The following is a 15,675-nucleotide window of genomic DNA, read 5'->3' on the forward strand; positions in this document are numbered from 1 at the left end:
TTCAGGCCATACGTGTGCGGTGTTCCGGCGCACGGGAGACACTAGCGGCCGGATGCCGTTCACATGCCGACCTGGGGACGCCTATTCGTCCCAGTGCACGACTTCCCACGCGCATGCCGCGTCGTCCCTGCGCAGCCAGACGACACCACCCGTCGGCACCGGCTGCGACAGCAGCGTCGCGAGCGGCACACGCAACACATGCGACGCGAATGCGCGGATCACGCCCGCATGCGTGACCGCCCATTGCGGCCCGTCGAGTTGCACAACCGCATCGGCCCGTCGTGCGACACGCGCGGCGAACCGCGCGACGCTTTCGCCGCCATGTGCGCATGCATGCATCAGGTCGGCCGCCCACGCATCGAGCGCCGCGCGGTCGATATCGTCCCAGCGCTGCATTTCCCACGCGCCGAAATCCATTTCCTGCCAACCCGCGTCGCTCGACACCGGCACGTCGAATCGCTGCGCGAGCTGCTCGGCGACCGACACGCATCGCGTCAGCGGGCTCGTCCAGATCCGTTCGGGCGACGGCGCGCCGAGCGCGGACAGATGCGCGAGCACGGCGTGCGCGCCGGCGTCGGCCGGCGCGGCGAGCGGCACGTCGCTGCGGCCGTAGCAGACGCCTGGCTCGACGCCGACGGCCGGATGACGGATCAGGACGACGTCCATCCGAGCACCACCAGATAGATCGCCAGTTCGCTCAGTTGCTGCGCGAAGCCGAGACAGTCGCCCGTATAACCGCCGATCTGCTTCACGAAGTAGCGGGCGGCCCATGCGCGTACGAGCACGAGCGCGACGCCTGCCGCGATGCCGGCACGCCAGTCGGGCCAGAACAGCCAGGGCAACCCGAACACTGCCGCGATGCACGCCGCGCGTACGCCCATCCGTTGCGCGACCGGTTTCGCCTTGCCTTCGGGCCGCACATAGTCGAGCGACATCAGCAGGCTCACGGCCGCCGCGCGGCTCGCCGCATGCGCGGCGATCATCGTCCAGGCGGCACGCAGCGGCGGCATGGCCGCGAGCGCCTGCCATTTCAGGCCGAGCGCGATCACGAGCGCGACCGCGCCGAACGTGCCGATCCGCGAGTCGTGCATGATGCGCAGCACGTCGTCGCGCGTGTAACCCCCACCGAACGCATCGCAACTGTCGGCGAGGCCGTCTTCGTGGAAGGCGCCGGTCGCGAGCAGCGTCGCGGCCATCGACAGCCCGACCGCGATCGACGCGGGCAGCACGCGCAGCGCGGCGAGATAAACGAGCGCGCCCCACGCGCCGACGCACGCGCCGACGAGCGGGAAATAGCGTGCGGCCTGGTCGAGATCGCCCGCCGCATAACCAATCGCGCGCGGCACGGGCACACGCGTGAAATAGCCGAGCGCGACCAAGAAGTAGCGCAGTTCGGCACGCACGCCGCGCGCGCGCTCAGGCGTCACGATTGTCGACGCCGGCGGACTCGAAGCTCGCCATTTCACTGAGGAACGCCGCCGCCGCGCGCACGAGCGGCAGCGCGAGCGCCGCACCCGTGCCCTCACCGAGCCGCAGGTCGAGCGCGAGCAGCGGCTTCGCGCCGAAATGCTCGAGCATGCGCCGGTGCCCGGCCTCGTGCGACGTATGCGAGAACACGCAGTAATCGCGCACGCCGGGCACGATACGCTCGGCGACGAGCAGCGCGGCCGTCGCGATGAAGCCATCGACGAGAATCGTCATCCGCTCGCTCGCGGCCGCGAGATACGCGCCCGTCATCATCGCGATCTCGAAGCCGCCGAACGTCGCGAGCACGTCGAGCGGCGCGATCGCGTGCGAGTGCTTGACGAGCGCGCGGCCCAGCACCGCGCGCTTGTGCGCGAGGCCCTGGTCGTCGAGGCCCGTGCCGCGCCCGACGCATGCGTCGATCGGCACGCTGAGCAGGCGGCTCATCAGGCACGCGGCCGACGATGTGTTGGCGATCCCCATCTCGCCGAAGCCGATCACGTTCGTGCCGAGCGATGCATGCAGGCGCACCCGCGCCGCACCGGCCACGAGCGCCGTCATCGCCTCGTCGTGCGTCATCGCCGGCTCCGCCGCGAAGTTGCGCGTGCCGCGCGCGACCGGCAGCGACACCAGCCGGTCGGACAGCGGCAGCGGCGACGCCACGCCCGCATCGACGATCTCGAGCGTGCTCTGCGCGACGCCCGAAAACGCGTTGATCGCCGCACCGCCGGCCAGGAAGTTCGCGACCATCTGCGCGGTCACCGCTTGCGGATAAGGACTGACGCCCTCGGCCGCGATCCCGTGATCGCCGGCGAACACGATCATCACGGGGCGCTGCACGACCGGCCGCTCGGTGCGCTGGATCAGGCCGATCTGCAGCGCGATCGCCTCGAGCTGGCCAAGGCTGCCGGGCGGCTTGGTCTTGTGATCGATCACATGCTGCAGGCGCTTGCGCAGCGTTTCGTCGAGCGGCGCGATCGCGGGCGGGAAGTGGGTCGAATTCGTCATCGAAGAGCCGTGTCGTGGGTGCGGCCTGCGCCGCGCATCGGGAAAGGAAACGTCATTGTCGCTCGGGCCACGCCGGCAGCAGCGCGTCGCGGCCGTTCTCGCGGATCAGCACGAGCGGATAACCGAACGCGTCGCTCGCGCGTTCGGGCGTCAGCACATCGTGCACGGGGCCGGCCCACGCGTGGCCGCGGCCGTCGAGCAGCAGCGCATGCGTCGCGAAACGCCGCGCGAGATTCAGGTCGTGGCACGAGAACAGCACAGTGCGTGGGCCTGCGTCGAGCCATGCGGCCAGCGCGGTCAGGCAATCGATCTGGTGATGCAGGTCGAGATGCGCAAGCGGCTCGTCGAGCAGCATCAGTGGCGCATCCTGGCACAGCGTCGCGGCCAGCGCGACCCGCTGCCGCTCGCCGCCCGACAGCGACAGCACGTCGCGCGACGCAAGCGCGGTCAGGTCGAACGTCGCGAGCGCCTCGCGCGCGGCCGCGCGGTCGCCGTCGCGCTCCCAGCCCCAGCCGCCGAGATACGGAAAGCGGTTGAGCAGCACCGTGTCGAACACGGTCGCGCTGAACGCGTCGTGCAATTGCTGCGACATCAGCGCGCGGCGCTGCGCGAGTTGCGCGGGCGGCCACGCGGCCAGCGGCCGGCCGTCGATCTCGACATGCCCGCCGGCCGGCGGCTGCAGCCCCGCGAGCGTCGCAAGCAGCGTCGTCTTGCCCGCACCGTTCGGCCCCGCGACGCACCAGATCTCGCCGGGGCGGAACGCCTGCGCGAGTCCGTCGAGCAGCGTGCGCGCGCCGGCCTTCAGCGTCAGGTCGACGGTCGCGCAGGTCAGGTCGCCGCCGCCGGCGTGCAATGCGGCATGCGTCATCGCATCGGTCTCCTCAGCAACATCCACAGGAACACCGGCACGCCGATCAACGCGGTCATCACGCCGACCGGCAGTTGCGCGGGCGCGATCGCGGTGCGCGCGAGCAGGTCGGCCGCCATCACGCCGCCGCCGCCCGCGAGCATCGCGGCCGGCAGCAGCATCCGCTGGTCGTTGCCGAACGCGAGCCGCAGCGCGTGCGGCACGACGAGGCCGACGAAGCCGATCGTGCCGGCCGTCGTCACCGCGGCCGCAGCGGCCAGCGACGCGACAAGATAGATCCGCACGCGCAGACGCGCGACGGGCACGCCGAGCGCAAGCGCGGTCGCGTCGCCGCGCAGCAGCACGTTCAGTTGCGGCGCGGCCGGCAGCGCGACGCATGCGCTCAGCAGCAGCGCGCCCCACGCGAACCACGGCGCCGTCACGCCGTTCAGGTCGCCCGTCAGCCAGAAGATGATGCCGCGCAGCCGCGCATCGGGCGCGAGCGACAGCAGCAACGTGACGAGCGCGCCCCACCCCGCCGCGATCACGACGCCCGTGAGCAGCAGCCGCGGCGACGCGTCGCGCGAATCGCCGCGCCACAGTTCGCGGCGCGCGAGACCGAGCACGAGCGCGACCGACACGAGCGAGCCGGCGAACGCCGATGCATCGACGAGCCACCACGCGCCGCCCGCGATCATCGCGACGAGCGCGAAACCGGCCGCGCCGCCGGACACGCCGAGCACGTACGGTTCCGCAAGCGGATTGCGCAGCAGCACCTGCAGCAGCGCACCGGCAAGCGCGAGCAGCGCGCCGCACGCGAAGCCCGCGAGCGCACGCGGCAGGCGCAGCGTGCGGACGATATCGGCGAACAGCGCATCGCCGCCATGCGGCACGAGCGACGCGAGCGCCTGCCATGGCGACATCGGCACGCTGCCGATCGACAGCGACGCGATGAACAGCAACGCGACCACGGCGGCCAGCGTTGCCCAGATCGCGGCAGCGCGTGCGGCGCTCATGCCGCGTAAGGCCGCGCGCATGACACGCGGCGCATCCGCCGGCGGCTGCCGGCCGGGCATGACAGAAGCGTCGCGCAGACGATTGGGGTCAGCATCGAAGAGAATTCCGTGAAGCGTTGCGCACCCCGCTTCCCCGCGGGCCGCGCGTCACGAAGCCCGTGCGGGCTTCCCGTCTCGGCCGGTATCCGGGCTGGCGGCGTACCGGCTCGCCTTCCCGCGCGATGACGCGCAGTGGCCCGCGCCCGTGCGCGAAACCTTCACGCGGAACGCGCCCGAGCCGGCCTGCGTCACCGGACGCGGCCGCTTACCGTTGCGGGGGCAGCGCAGGTTGGCGGCTTCCTGGCGGAGCCCGCGCCCTGCTTCCCGTTTAACCGCGCGTTCACGCGCGAGCACCGAGGCGGCGCCAGTTTAGGAGCGGGTCGCGCGAGCGTCAAGGAAGCGTCCGGGAATGCAAAAAGACGCACCTATTCGCGGCAAGAAGCAGGGGTGTTACGACTGGAAACGTTACAGATGTCGGATTGCGCGTTATTCCGCGCTAAAATGCTGGGTCTTTAGAGGACGCAGCAAATGCTCAACGAACTCGAAACCTTATCTCAAAATATTGGCCGTCTGATCTCGCTGAACAAGCGCTATCACTCGGAACGGCTCGCGCTCGAGGAGCAGGTCGCGCAATTGCGCGCGGAAGCGGACACGGTCCGCGCGGAACTCGCGCAACTGCGCGACGAACGCAATGCGCTCGCAGCCGAGCGCGACACGTTGTCGGCAAAGATCGACGACGCCCAGGTGAAACTGAACGCGATTCTCGAAAAGCTGCCGCGCTCGAAAAACGCGGAGCAAGCCGACAACCAGCTCGACCTGCTGGATGCGCAGGCGCGTACGGAAGGCGATGACGCGGCCAGCCACGGAGAACATGCATGAGCACCAAGCAGATCGAAGTCTCGATTCTCGGTCAGCCCTATCGGCTCGCCTGTTCGGCCGAGACCGAAGCGGCGCTGCTCGAGGCAGTCGCGCGCGTCGACGCCGAAATGTCGAAAATCCGCTCGAACAGCTCGGTGCGCGGCACCGATCGCATCGCCGTCATGGCCGCGCTGTCGCTCGCATCGGAATTGCTGCGGCTGCAAACGAGCGTGCGGCACGGTGAAGCATTTCCGGCGGAGGAAATCCGTCGTACAATGCACCAGATGAACGAACAGCTCGGCGCGGTGCTTGCACAGCACGAGACGCAGTAAGGTTTGATCGATACGTCGATTCCCCTTGATCTCGGCGATCAACGGTGGTCAAATTGGCGCATCGAAATACAGTTCAGTCAGCTTCCCTGCCTGGTTCGCCAAGGTCATATATTCCTTGAACCAATGCCATGTGCACGGTTGCGGAAATTTGTAGCACGGGCGCGCGCGTCACTCTGTCTGATGTACCCGAAGTGCTGCTAACTGCGACCAATTCTGAACCTCAGGTTCAGGATGCCGGCCTAGCGGCCAAGGCGGGGGCCTATCCAACGGCATCGGGCACGTCCCGGTGCCGTTTCCTTTTGTAGCAGCCTTTTTCTGCGTCGATCACGATCCATGCAATACTGGCTGATGAAGTCCGAACCGGACGAAGCAAGCATCGACGATCTCGCTCACGCACCGCAGCGCTCGCTGCCGTGGACTGGCGTGCGCAACTATCAGGCGCGCAATTTCATGCGCGACACGATGAAGATCGGCGATGGTGTGCTGTTCTATCACTCGAGCTGCCCCGAGCCGGGCATCGCGGGCCTCGCCGAAGTATCGTCGACGCCCTACCCCGATCCCACGCAGTTCGATCCGAAAAGCCCCTATTACGACCCGAAGTCGACGCAGGAAGCACCACGCTGGCTGCTCGTCGACGTGCGCTACGTGAAAAAGTCGGCGCTCGTGCCGCTCGCCGCGCTGCGCGAACACGACGAGCTCGCCGACATGCGCGTGCTCGCCCGCGGCAACCGGCTGTCGATCACGCCCGTCACGCGCGCCGAATGGCGGTTCATCACCGAAAAGCTGATGAAGTAGGCGCACGCAGTAGGCGCGCGCCAAACGTCAAATCTGGTCAGTACACGTCGCCGCAACGGAACTCGCGCTGGTTTCGCGCGGCCTAAGCAACCGCTGTCGGCCGATCGGGCCGGCTGTTGTTTTTTTTGTCGCGCGGTACGCCCGCGTCGCGCACGCGTCATCCGCCTGCGCGCCCTCGCACAAGGAGTCCAACAATGACCAAGAAATCCGCACTCGCGCTGTCGCTCGTCCTCGCCGCCGCCGTTCCCGTCGCGCTGACGCTCGCGTCGCCCGCCGCGCACGCGCAAACGGCGAACCCGCACTTTCCGGAGCCGGCAGGCGTGCTGTCGCTTTCGTCGCAGGCCAGTGCCGACGTGCCGCAGGACATCATCCACATCACGCTGTTCTACGAGCAGCAGGCAAAGGACCCGGGTAGCCTGACGTCCGCGCTGAACCAGCGCGCCGACGCGGCACTGTCGCAGGCGAAGGGCGTATCGGGCGTCACCGCGCACACGGGTGCATTCTCCGTGTATCCGAGCACCGATCGCGACGGGAAGATTTCCGCATGGCGCGGCCGTACCGAGGTCGCGCTCGAATCGCGCGATTTCGCTGCGGCGTCGAAGCTTGCGGGCCAGCTGTCGAACCTGATGCAGGTCGCGAACGTCGAGTTCTCGTTGTCGCCCGAAGCGCAGCGCACGGCCGAGCAGAAGCTCACGACCGAAGCGATCAAGTCGTTCCGCGCCCGCGCGGACGAAGCCGCGAAGGCATTCGGCTACAGCAGCTATACGATTCGCGACGTGAACGTCGGCAGCGGCCGCAACGTGCAGCCGTACCCGCGCATGATGGCGATGGCCGCGGCGCCGATGGACAGCGCGAAGATGAGCGCGCCGATCGCAGTCGAAGGCGGCAAGGCCACCGTGTCGGTCACCGTCAACGGCTCCGTGCAGATGAAGTAACGCGCACCGCGCAGTTGCTGGATACGAAAACGCCGGCCCTCGGGCCGGCGTTTTTCATTGGCATGCGGCATGGTGCCGATGCACGCGCCGCTCGCGCGTGCATCGATACGCATCACGCAGCGGCATGCGCCGCGCGACGGCGATACGCCCAGACCATCAGCGCAACGCCCGCGAGGATCATCGGCAGCGACAGCCACTGCCCCATCGACAGGCCGAGCGCAAGCAGGCCGAGGAAGTCGTCGGGCTCGCGCGCGAACTCGACCGTGAAGCGTGCGAGGCCATAGCCGATCAGGAACAGCGCGGACACGGCGCCCATCGGCCGCGACTTGCGCGAGAAGAAGAACAGCGCGAAGAACAGCACGATGCCTTCGAGCGCGATTTCGTAGAGCTGCGAAGGATGGCGCGGCAGCATCTGGTATTGCATGAACACGTCGGCGAGATGCCACTTCTCGACGAGTGCGGGATGCTTCGGCAGCCATGCCGCATCGTCGCGCATCGCGCCCGGGAACAGCATCGCCCACGGCGCCGTCGGATCGGTCACGCGCCCCCACAGCTCGCCGTTGATGAAGTTGCCGAGCCGCCCGGCCGCGAGCCCCGTCGGCACCATCGGCGCGACGAAATCGGTGACCTGCAGCCAGTGGCGCTTGCGTTGCCACGCGAACAGCACCATCGCGAGCGTCACGCCGAGGAAGCCGCCATGGAACGACATGCCGCCTTCCCACACCTTGAATACGTCGAGCGGATGCGAGAAGTAGAAATCGGCCTTGTAGAACAGCACATAACCGAGCCGGCCGCCGAGCACGGTGCCGAGCACGCCGTAGAACATCATGTCGTCGATGTCCTTCGCGGTCCAGCCCTGCGCCGCGACGTGCGGCAGCTTCAGGCGGACCCGGCCGACGACGATCGCCGCGATGAAGCCGACGAGATACATGAGGCCGTACCAGCGCACGGCCAGCGGCCCGAGATGGATCGCAACGGGGTCGAAATTCGGGTGAATGATCATGGGTTAGCGAAGAAGTTTTCGAATACGGTACGGCTGTCGCGAACGCGCGGCACCGCGCTTTGGACGGCACCGGCGCATCATCGTTCACGTCACGCGGCAAGACCCTGCGCGCGCACGACGTCGATGAAGGCGGCGAGCACGGGACTCACGTCACCGGTGCGCCACACGAGGCCCGTCTCGACGACCGGCGCGAGACCGGCGAGCGGCCGATAGACCACGCCGGTGCGCCGCAGGTTACGCAGCGATTGCGGCACCAGTGCGACGCCCATGCCGGCCGACACGAGGCTGACGATCGTCTGCATCTGGATCGCCTCCTGGCCGATGCGTGGGGTTTCGCCCGCCGCGCCGTAGCAGCCCGTAATGATGTCATAAAAGCCGGGCGCCAAACGACGCGGAAAGATCACGAGCGGCAACGCGGCGACATCGGCGAGATTCACGGGTTCGTCTTCCGGCGCATCGGACGCCGCGGCCGGCATCGCGACCACCAGCGGCTCGCGCACGACGGGCAGGTACGACAGCCCGGCCGCGTGACGCGGCGGCACGGGCGGAATGACGAGCCCCGCGTCGATGCGGCCGGCGACGAGTTCGTCGATCTGCACGTCGCTCGTCGCCTCGGCGAGATGCAGGCGCACCTGCGGATAGCGCGCGCCGAACGCGCGCAGCAGCGACGGCAGCAGCCCGTAATCGGCGGTCGACACGAATGCGAGCGACAGCGAGCCGGCCTCGCCGCGCGCGAGCCGCCGCGCGAGCGGCGGCAGCGCATCGGCCGACGCCAGCAGCCGGCGCACATCGGGCAGTAGCGCCGCGCCGACCGCCGTCAGCGCCACCGACCGCTTGGTGCGGACGAACAGCGCGACGCCGAGCGCGTCCTCGAGCGCCCGGATCGCTTGCGACAGCGGCGGTTGCGTCATCGACAGGCGCTCGGCCGCGCGGCCGAAATGGCGCTCGTCGGCGACGGTCATGAAGTAGCGCCACTGGCGCAGGTCGGGTGTCGGATCGGCCATGCGTGACTCATTCGCGGAACGACTTAATAAGCGACAAATAATATATTGGACATCCCAATCCGGAAACTCCATTCTTGTTTCATCCGAACCGGCACGCCGCTCCCGGGCGTCGCCCAGACAACGATGGAGTCCCCCATGCCGTACAACCGTCGCTCGAAGCACATCACGCAAGGCGTGGCCCGTTCGCCGAACCGCTCGATGTATTACGCACTCGGCTACCAGAAGGACGATTTCGACAAGCCGATGGTCGGCATCGCGAACGGCCACTCGACCATCACGCCATGCAATTCCGGCCTGCAGCGCCTGTCGGACGCGGCCGTCGCGGCCGTGAAGGCGTCCGACGCGAACCCGCAGATCTTCGGCACGCCGACGATTTCGGACGGCATGTCGATGGGCACCGAAGGCATGAAGTACTCGCTCGTGTCGCGCGAGGTGATCGCCGACTGCATCGAGACCTGCGTGCAGGGGCAATGGATGGACGGCGTGGTCGTCGTCGGTGGCTGCGACAAGAACATGCCGGGCGGCATGATCGCGCTCGCGCGCCTGAACGTGCCGGGCATCTACGTGTACGGCGGCACGATCCGCCCCGGCCACTGGAAAGGCCAGGACCTGACGATCGTGTCGTCGTTCGAGGCCGTCGGCGAATTCACCGCGGGCCGGATGTCACAGGAGGATTTCGAAGGCGTCGAGCAGAACGCGTGCCCGACCTCGGGTTCGTGCGGCGGCATGTACACCGCGAACACGATGAGTTCGTCGTTCGAGGCGCTCGGGATGTCGCTGCTGTACTCGTCGACGATGGCGAACCCCGACCAGGAGAAAGTCGACTCGGCCGCCGAATCGGCGCGCGTGCTCGTCGAAGCGGTGAAGCGCGACCTGAAGCCGCGCGACATCATCACGAAGGCGTCGATCGAGAACGCGGTGTCGGTGATCATGGCGACCGGCGGCTCGACCAACGCGGTGCTGCACTATCTCGCGATTGCGCACGCGGCCGAGGTCGACTGGACGATCGACGATTTCGAGCGCATCCGCAAGCGCGTGCCCGTGATCTGCGACCTGAAGCCGTCGGGCCGGTACGTCGCGACCGACCTGCACCAGGCCGGCGGGATTCCGCAGGTGCTGAAGATCCTGCTCGATGCGGGGCTGCTGCACGGCGACTGCATGACGATCACCGGCCGCACGATCGCCGACGAACTGAAGGACGTGCCGAGCGTGCCGCGCGCCGACCAGGACGTGATCTTCCCGATCGACCGCGCGCTGTACAAGGAAGGTCACCTTGCGATCCTGAAAGGCAATCTCGCGGAAGACGGCGCGGTCGCGAAGATCTCCGGCCTGAAGAACCCGGTGATCACGGGCCCGGCACGCGTGTTCGACGACGAGCAGAGCGCGATGGACGCGATCCTCGGCGACCGGATCCGCGCGGGCGACATACTCGTGCTGCGCTACCTCGGCCCGCAAGGCGGCCCCGGTATGCCGGAAATGCTCGCGCCGACGTCCGCGATCATCGGCAAGGGGCTCGGCGAATCGGTCGGCTTCATCACGGACGGCCGCTTCTCGGGCGGCACCTGGGGCATGGTGGTCGGCCACGTCGCGCCCGAGGCATTCGTCGGCGGCACGATCGCGCTCGTACAGGAAGGCGACTCGATCACGATCGATGCGCACCGGCTGCTGCTGCAGGTGAACGTCGACGATGCGGAGCTCGCGCGCCGCCGCGCCGCGTGGCGACAACCGGCGCCACGCTACACGCGCGGCGTGCTCGCGAAATTCGCGGCCCTCGCCCGGCCGGCGAACAAGGGCGCCGTCACGGGTTGACGCGAGTTCGCCGCAACATGCGACCCCAATAAACAGGGCCGCCGGGGGAACGCCCAAAACGTGCGTTCCCTTTGCTTTTATAATGCGCGGACCATGAAGCCGGCCGTCCCCGCCGGCGGAGAACCGCATGAAACAGACGATATTGCGCGCCCTGCTCGTGACGCTGCTGACCGGCAGCGCGGCAGCGGCGCGCGCCGACCAGGCCGACGGGCTCGCGCTGGCACAGCGCAAGAACTGCATGGCTTGCCACGCGGTCGACAAGCCGCTGATGGGCCCGTCGTTCCGCGACATCGCCGGCAAGTATGCGGCGCGCGGCGACGCCGTCGATTACCTGGCCCAATCGATCGTGAAAGGCAGCGTCGGCGTCTGGGGCAGCGTACCGATGCCCGCCAATACACAGCTGACGAACGCGGAAGCCCATACGCTCGCGCAATGGGTGCTGTCGCTGCGCTGAACCGGATGCCCCGAACGGGGATAACCGCCGCCTCGGGCTCCGCGGACGCAAACAGGCGGGCCCGCACCGGCTGACCGGCTCCTCACCGGCAGCCTCGCCGGCACTTGCCGGAACCGCACCCTATTTTTCGTCGGAACGGCCGCGCGTTCAGCCGGAATGACCGGCGCGACGGCGCGCGATCTCTTCATCGACCGCGTCGCGCACCCAGTCCATGACCTCGGTTTCCAGCGCCAGCGCCACCTCGCGCGTGATCTGGCCGACGAGCCAGGCCGAATGCTCATGCAGCGCGTCGCGACAGCGAGCCTCGATGGCGTCGCGCCCTGCGCCGGTCAGATAGTTCGTCAGGCGATTGCGCAGGCGCTCGGCGATATGCTGCGCATCTTCCGGCGTCAGCCCCGCGCCTGCGTGCACGTCCGGCTGCATCGCTACGGCCGGTACGACTGCGTGCGGCATGGCCGTTTCAGGCACCAGCCCGGCCGCTTCGCGCGCAACCGCGGCGAACGCGTGCTGCGGCACCTCGTCGCCGGCCAGCGACGACCGCAGCGGCGCGCTCATCACCGCCGCTTCTTCAGCGACCACATGCTCCGCGGCGCCGGGTTCGGCCGGCGCATCGGTCTCGCCCGCGGCAGCCGCACCCTCGACCACATCACCCGGCAGCTCGACCGTCGGCACGTACAGTGTCGGCACGGGTTCGATCACGACGAATTCGGGGTCGGCTTCAGTTTTCGCTGAATCGGCCGACGCCGCGCCCGCGGTGCCCGGCGCGATCACGTCGGTCAGCATCGGAATCGCCGCGCTGTCGGGCGGTTGCGGCACGTCAGGCGCGGGCGAGCGCGCCGGCACCGGCTTGCCCGGCACCAGCACGTCGGTGAGTGTCGGGATTGAAGATGAATCGGCTTGTGTCACGGGAACACTCCGTCGACGGTTGCGGCTAGCTGCCCTGCTTGTAGTTGTTCAGCGCGTATCCGCGGTCGCGGTAGAACCGGTAGCGGTCGCGGCCCGCGGCGAGCTCGTCCGGCGCGTTGCCGACCACTTCGAGCAGGCGCTCGAAGCGGGCAAACTGCGCGGGCACGGCCGCGCCGAGGTTCAGCAGCACGTGATGATGCGGCGCTTTGTCGAGATCGGCGGCCAGCACGATCGGCGTACCGGCCGCATGCTCGCTGTCGACGCCGCAATGCGGGATGAAATCGAGCGGCGAGAACGTCCAGAGCCGCTCGTCGAGCGCGCGCAGGCGCGCTGGCTCGGCGAGCACGACGACCGGCTGCCCGGCCTGGTAGGCCTTGCGCAGCAGCCGGCACGCGTACGCGAGCGAATCGCCGACGTTCGAGTGGAAATCGATCCGCGTCATTGCCCGCGTACCCGCATCGTCGTTCGCTCAGCCATCACTGGCCGGCGCGGTCGATCAGGAACTGCGCGAGCAGCGGCACCGGACGGCCCGTCGCACCCTTCGCGGCACCACCCTTCCACGCGGTGCCCGCGATGTCGAGGTGAGCCCACGGATAGCTGTCGGTGAAGCGCGACAGGAAGCACGCGGCCGTCACGGCGCCCGCCGGGCGCCCGCCGATGTTCGCGATGTCCGCGAAGTTCGACTTCAGCTGGTCCTGATACTCGTCGTCGAGCGGCATGCGCCACGCCGGGTCGTTCGCCTCGCGCGACGCGTCGAGCAGTTCACCCGCGAGTGCGTCGTCCTTCGAGAACAGGCCGCTGTTGTGGCCGCCGAGCGCGATCACGCATGCGCCCGTCAGCGTCGCGACGTCGATCACGGCGGCCGGCTTGAAGCGCTCGGCATACGTGAGCGCGTCGCACAGGATCAGGCGGCCTTCGGCGTCGGTGTTCAGCACTTCGATCGTCAGGCCCTTCATGCTGGTGACGACGTCGCCCGGCTTCGTCGCGTTGCCGCCCGGCATGTTCTCGCAGGTCGGCACGATCGCGACGACGTTGATCTTCAGGCCCATCTCGGCGACCGCACGGATCGTGCCGAGCACGGAACCGGCGCCGCACATGTCGTACTTCATCTCGTCCATGCCCTCGCCCGGCTTCAGCGAGATGCCGCCCGTATCGAACGTGATGCCCTTGCCGACCAGCACGACCGGCGCGGCCTTCGCGGCGGCGCCCTGGTAGTGCAGCACGATGAACTGCGGCGGCTCGACCGACGCGCGCGCGACCGACAGGAACGAGCCCATCTTCAGCGCCTGGATCTGCTTGAGGCCGAGGACTTCCGCCTTCAGGCCCCAATCCTTCGCGATCTTCTTCGCGGTGTTGCCGAGATAGGTCGGCGTGCAGACGTTGCCGGGCAGGTTGCCGAGGTCGCGGGTGAGATCCATCCCGTTCGCGAGCGCGACGGCCTGCTTGACCGCGACCTTCGCGGCCTTTTCGTCGGACGGATCGACGCTGAACACGACGCGCTTGAGCGTGTGCGACACCGGCTCCGGCTTGCTCTTCATCTGCGTGAAGCGATAGGTCTCGTTACGCAGCGCCAGAATCGCCGCGCGCACGCCCCAGTCGGAGCTGCGCTCGTCGACCGGCAGTTGCGCGAGCGTGAACGTGACCTGGACGACCTTGGTCGCCAGCAGCGCGCGCCAGGCGGCCGTGACCGCGTCGTTATAGGCTTTCTGGTTGAACGCATCCTGCTTGCCGAGACCAACGAGCAGCACGCGCGACGCGCCGATGCCCGATACTTCGTGCAGGAACAGCGTCTTGCCGCGCTTGCCGTCCATGTCGCCGGCTTTCACCACGCGCGAGATCAGCCCCTTGGTGGCCGTGTCGATGTCGAGCGCCGCGCCGGAAAGCGTTTGCGCCTCGAAGATGCCGAGCACGATGCAGTCGGATTTCCCGGTCAGGAACCCCTTGGCCTCGCCTTTGCTCCAATCACAGCCTTTTATGCTAAAGTCCATCGCGCTTGTCCTCGGATAAAATCTGGGCTAAGGATGAAAGCCGCAATTATCCGCTATTTTTCCCGTGGCGGCGCGAGCGCTCCACCACGCGTGCGCAGCCTCCCGCCCTCTTCTCATCAAGAATGATCTTCGAACGCTCCCTCCAGCGCGAGCTTGCGTATACGGCTGGCGCCGTGTTCATGGTGCTGCTCACGATCATGCTCACGACGATGATGATCCGCATCGTCGGCTATGCCGCGTCCGGTGAAATCGATCCGCGGGACGTGCTCGTGCTGATCGGCCTGACCGTGATCGGCTACCTCGCCGTGATGCTCGTCGTCACGTTGTTCGTGTCGATCCTGTTCGTGCTGACCCGGTGGTACCGGGACTCCGAAATGGTGGTGTGGCTCGCGTCGGGCGTGAGCCTCACGCGCCTCATCAAGCCGATCGGCGTGTTCGCCACGCCGATCATCCTGCTGATCGCCTTCTTCGCATTCGTCGGCTGGCCGTGGTCGAACCAGCAGAGCAAGATGATCAAGGCACGCTTCCAGCAGCGCGACGAGATCTCGCTGCTCGCGCCGGGCCAGTTCCGCGAGTCGGCCACGAACCACCGCGTGTTCTTCATCGAGAAGATGACGCCCGACCAGAGCAAGGTGCAGAACGTGTTCGTCACGTCGACCGAGAACGGCAAGGTCAACGTCGTCGTGTCGCAGACGGGTCACACGGAAACGCGTGACGGCAACCGTTTCGTCGTCCTGGAAAACGGCCGCCGTTACGACGGCACGCCCGGCCAGCCGAACTTCAAGATCATGGAGTTCGAGCGCTACGGCGTGAAGATCACCAGCACGCCCGTCGTCAACGTACCGACCACCAACAGCACGCCGACGCTCGACCTGCTGCGCAACCCGACACGCGACAACCTCGCGGAATTCGCGTGGCGCGCGGGGCTGCCGCTGATCGCGCTCAACCTGCTGGTGCTCGGCATCCCGCTCGCATACCAGAACCCGCGCCGCAGCCGCACGATCAACCTCGTGATGGCCGTGCTGATCTACCTCACGTACTCGAACCTGCTGAACGTCGTGCAGGCGCAGATCGAGCAGGGCAAGATGTCGTTCGGCGTCGGCCTGATCGGCCTGCACGCGCTCGTCGCGGTGCTCGTCGCCGTCATCTTCTGGTTGCGCGTGCGCAATCGTCCGCTGTTTACACGCGCGCTGTTCGGCCGCTCGGGAGCATGATCG

General features: G+C 67.9%; 17 protein-coding genes, 1 other RNA gene and 1 riboswitch. Of the genes, 8 read left to right on the plus strand and 10 right to left on the minus strand.

Annotated features, from left to right (window positions below; genetic code table 11):
• Positions 1–81 precede the first annotated feature (81 nt).
• From cobC to ACTRWB_RS25605, 5 genes are read right to left on the minus strand one after another with little or no spacing between them, the layout of a single operon-like run.
• Positions 82–666, minus strand: coding sequence for an alpha-ribazole phosphatase (cobC, locus tag ACTRWB_RS25585; protein ID WP_446903507.1), 585 nt, complete (start codon positions 664–666; stop codon positions 82–84).
• Complete coding sequence (locus tag ACTRWB_RS25590) at positions 651–1,427, minus strand: adenosylcobinamide-GDP ribazoletransferase (RefSeq protein WP_446903508.1); 777 nt, start codon at positions 1,425–1,427, stop codon at positions 651–653. The genes cobC and ACTRWB_RS25590 overlap by 16 nt, the downstream gene beginning before the upstream one ends.
• Entirely contained in the window at positions 1,417–2,472 is a 1,056-nt protein-coding gene (cobT, locus tag ACTRWB_RS25595; RefSeq protein WP_446903509.1) for a nicotinate-nucleotide--dimethylbenzimidazole phosphoribosyltransferase, read from the minus strand. Before cobT ends, ACTRWB_RS25590 begins: the two co-directional genes overlap by 11 nt.
• A gap of 52 nt (positions 2,473–2,524) precedes the next feature.
• On the minus strand, positions 2,525–3,340 hold the full coding sequence (locus ACTRWB_RS25600) for an ABC transporter ATP-binding protein (RefSeq protein WP_446903510.1): 816 nt from the start codon (positions 3,338–3,340) through the stop codon (positions 2,525–2,527).
• On the minus strand, positions 3,337–4,335 hold the full coding sequence (locus tag ACTRWB_RS25605; RefSeq protein WP_048250382.1) for a FecCD family ABC transporter permease: 999 nt from the start codon (positions 4,333–4,335) through the stop codon (positions 3,337–3,339). The genes ACTRWB_RS25600 and ACTRWB_RS25605 overlap by 4 nt, the downstream gene beginning before the upstream one ends.
• 159 nt (positions 4,336–4,494) lie before the next feature.
• Positions 4,495–4,747, minus strand: a riboswitch (cobalamin riboswitch).
• Positions 4,748–4,902: 155 nt separating this feature from the next.
• On the opposite strand from ACTRWB_RS25605, the gene ACTRWB_RS25610 reads away from it, so the two are divergent.
• From ACTRWB_RS25610 to ACTRWB_RS25630, 5 genes are all read left to right on the plus strand, one after another.
• Positions 4,903–5,253, plus strand: a complete 351-nt coding sequence (locus ACTRWB_RS25610; RefSeq protein WP_129512744.1) for an ATPase — start codon at positions 4,903–4,905, stop codon at positions 5,251–5,253.
• Positions 5,250–5,564, plus strand: coding sequence for a cell division protein ZapA (locus ACTRWB_RS25615; protein ID WP_006478091.1), 315 nt, complete (start codon positions 5,250–5,252; stop codon positions 5,562–5,564). The genes ACTRWB_RS25610 and ACTRWB_RS25615 overlap by 4 nt, the downstream gene beginning before the upstream one ends.
• Positions 5,565–5,644: 80 nt before the next feature.
• Positions 5,645–5,826: non-coding RNA, 6S RNA (ssrS, locus tag ACTRWB_RS25620), on the plus strand.
• Positions 5,827–5,897: 71 nt separating this feature from the next.
• Positions 5,898–6,359 carry an EVE domain-containing protein gene (locus tag ACTRWB_RS25625; protein ID WP_129512745.1) on the plus strand — a complete coding sequence of 154 codons (462 nt, stop codon included), beginning with the start codon at positions 5,898–5,900 and terminating at the stop codon, positions 6,357–6,359.
• A gap of 194 nt (positions 6,360–6,553) precedes the next feature.
• Complete coding sequence (locus ACTRWB_RS25630; RefSeq protein ID WP_129512746.1) at positions 6,554–7,294, plus strand: SIMPL domain-containing protein; 741 nt, start codon at positions 6,554–6,556, stop codon at positions 7,292–7,294.
• A 112-nt stretch (positions 7,295–7,406) separates the two neighbouring features.
• Here the strand turns inward: ACTRWB_RS25630 and lgt are convergent, their stop codons facing one another.
• Both lgt and ACTRWB_RS25640 read right to left on the minus strand, forming a co-directional pair.
• Positions 7,407–8,297, minus strand: a complete 891-nt coding sequence (gene lgt / locus ACTRWB_RS25635) for a prolipoprotein diacylglyceryl transferase (RefSeq protein ID WP_048250347.1) — start codon at positions 8,295–8,297, stop codon at positions 7,407–7,409.
• An 89-nt stretch (positions 8,298–8,386) separates the two neighbouring features.
• On the minus strand, positions 8,387–9,301 hold the full coding sequence (locus ACTRWB_RS25640) for a LysR substrate-binding domain-containing protein (RefSeq protein WP_446903511.1): 915 nt from the start codon (positions 9,299–9,301) through the stop codon (positions 8,387–8,389).
• 135 nt (positions 9,302–9,436) lie between these two features.
• Between ACTRWB_RS25640 and ilvD the strand changes: the two genes are divergently transcribed.
• Together ilvD and ACTRWB_RS25650 are read left to right on the plus strand one after the other, a co-directional pair.
• On the plus strand, positions 9,437–11,110 hold the full coding sequence (ilvD, locus tag ACTRWB_RS25645) for a dihydroxy-acid dehydratase (RefSeq protein ID WP_129512749.1): 1,674 nt from the start codon (positions 9,437–9,439) through the stop codon (positions 11,108–11,110).
• Positions 11,111–11,237: 127 nt separating this feature from the next.
• Positions 11,238–11,564 (plus strand): c-type cytochrome, encoded by a 327-nt coding sequence (locus ACTRWB_RS25650; protein ID WP_343493610.1) that lies wholly within the window; start codon positions 11,238–11,240, stop codon positions 11,562–11,564.
• Between the two features lie 147 nt (positions 11,565–11,711).
• On the opposite strand, the gene ACTRWB_RS25655 is transcribed toward ACTRWB_RS25650, so the two are convergent.
• From ACTRWB_RS25655 to ACTRWB_RS25665, 3 genes are read right to left on the minus strand one after another with little or no spacing between them, the layout of a single operon-like run.
• The gene (locus ACTRWB_RS25655; protein WP_446903512.1) at positions 11,712–12,470 is read right to left on the minus strand and encodes a DUF2486 family protein; all 759 of its coding nucleotides are present in this window, start codon (positions 12,468–12,470) and stop codon (positions 11,712–11,714) included.
• A 25-nt stretch (positions 12,471–12,495) separates the two neighbouring features.
• Positions 12,496–12,912 (minus strand): DNA polymerase III subunit chi, encoded by a 417-nt coding sequence (locus tag ACTRWB_RS25660; protein ID WP_048250341.1) that lies wholly within the window; start codon positions 12,910–12,912, stop codon positions 12,496–12,498.
• A 34-nt stretch (positions 12,913–12,946) separates the two neighbouring features.
• The gene (locus ACTRWB_RS25665) at positions 12,947–14,458 is read right to left on the minus strand and encodes a leucyl aminopeptidase (RefSeq protein WP_129512753.1); all 1,512 of its coding nucleotides are present in this window, start codon (positions 14,456–14,458) and stop codon (positions 12,947–12,949) included.
• 122 nt (positions 14,459–14,580) lie between these two features.
• Between ACTRWB_RS25665 and lptF the strand changes: the two genes are divergently transcribed.
• Complete coding sequence (gene lptF, locus ACTRWB_RS25670; protein ID WP_446903513.1) at positions 14,581–15,672, plus strand: LPS export ABC transporter permease LptF; 1,092 nt, start codon at positions 14,581–14,583, stop codon at positions 15,670–15,672.
• Positions 15,673–15,675 lie beyond the last annotated feature (3 nt).

The organism is Burkholderia sp. YIM B11467 (genome assembly GCF_052952715.1).

Coding starts and splice junctions, on each gene's coding strand:
- ACTRWB_RS25640 (WP_446903511.1), bottom strand. CDS start 9,301: ATGGCCGATCCGACACCCGACCTGCGCCAGTGGCGCTACTTCATGACC.
- ACTRWB_RS25660 (WP_048250341.1), bottom strand. CDS start 12,912: ATGACGCGGATCGATTTCCACTCGAACGTCGGCGATTCGCTCGCGTAC.
- lgt (WP_048250347.1), bottom strand. CDS start 8,297: ATGATCATTCACCCGAATTTCGACCCCGTTGCGATCCATCTCGGGCCG.
- ilvD (WP_129512749.1), top strand. CDS start 9,437: ATGCCGTACAACCGTCGCTCGAAGCACATCACGCAAGGCGTGGCCCGT.
- ACTRWB_RS25625 (WP_129512745.1), top strand. CDS start 5,898: ATGCAATACTGGCTGATGAAGTCCGAACCGGACGAAGCAAGCATCGAC.
- ACTRWB_RS25665 (WP_129512753.1), bottom strand. CDS start 14,458: ATGGACTTTAGCATAAAAGGCTGTGATTGGAGCAAAGGCGAGGCCAAG.
- ACTRWB_RS25630 (WP_129512746.1), top strand. CDS start 6,554: ATGACCAAGAAATCCGCACTCGCGCTGTCGCTCGTCCTCGCCGCCGCC.
- ACTRWB_RS25650 (WP_343493610.1), top strand. CDS start 11,238: ATGAAACAGACGATATTGCGCGCCCTGCTCGTGACGCTGCTGACCGGC.
- ACTRWB_RS25615 (WP_006478091.1), top strand. CDS start 5,250: ATGAGCACCAAGCAGATCGAAGTCTCGATTCTCGGTCAGCCCTATCGG.
- lptF (WP_446903513.1), top strand. CDS start 14,581: ATGATCTTCGAACGCTCCCTCCAGCGCGAGCTTGCGTATACGGCTGGC.
- ACTRWB_RS25610 (WP_129512744.1), top strand. CDS start 4,903: ATGCTCAACGAACTCGAAACCTTATCTCAAAATATTGGCCGTCTGATC.
- cobC (WP_446903507.1), bottom strand. CDS start 666: ATGGACGTCGTCCTGATCCGTCATCCGGCCGTCGGCGTCGAGCCAGGC.
- ACTRWB_RS25605 (WP_048250382.1), bottom strand. CDS start 4,335: ATGAGCGCCGCACGCGCTGCCGCGATCTGGGCAACGCTGGCCGCCGTG.
- cobT (WP_446903509.1), bottom strand. CDS start 2,472: ATGACGAATTCGACCCACTTCCCGCCCGCGATCGCGCCGCTCGACGAA.
- ACTRWB_RS25600 (WP_446903510.1), bottom strand. CDS start 3,340: ATGACGCATGCCGCATTGCACGCCGGCGGCGGCGACCTGACCTGCGCG.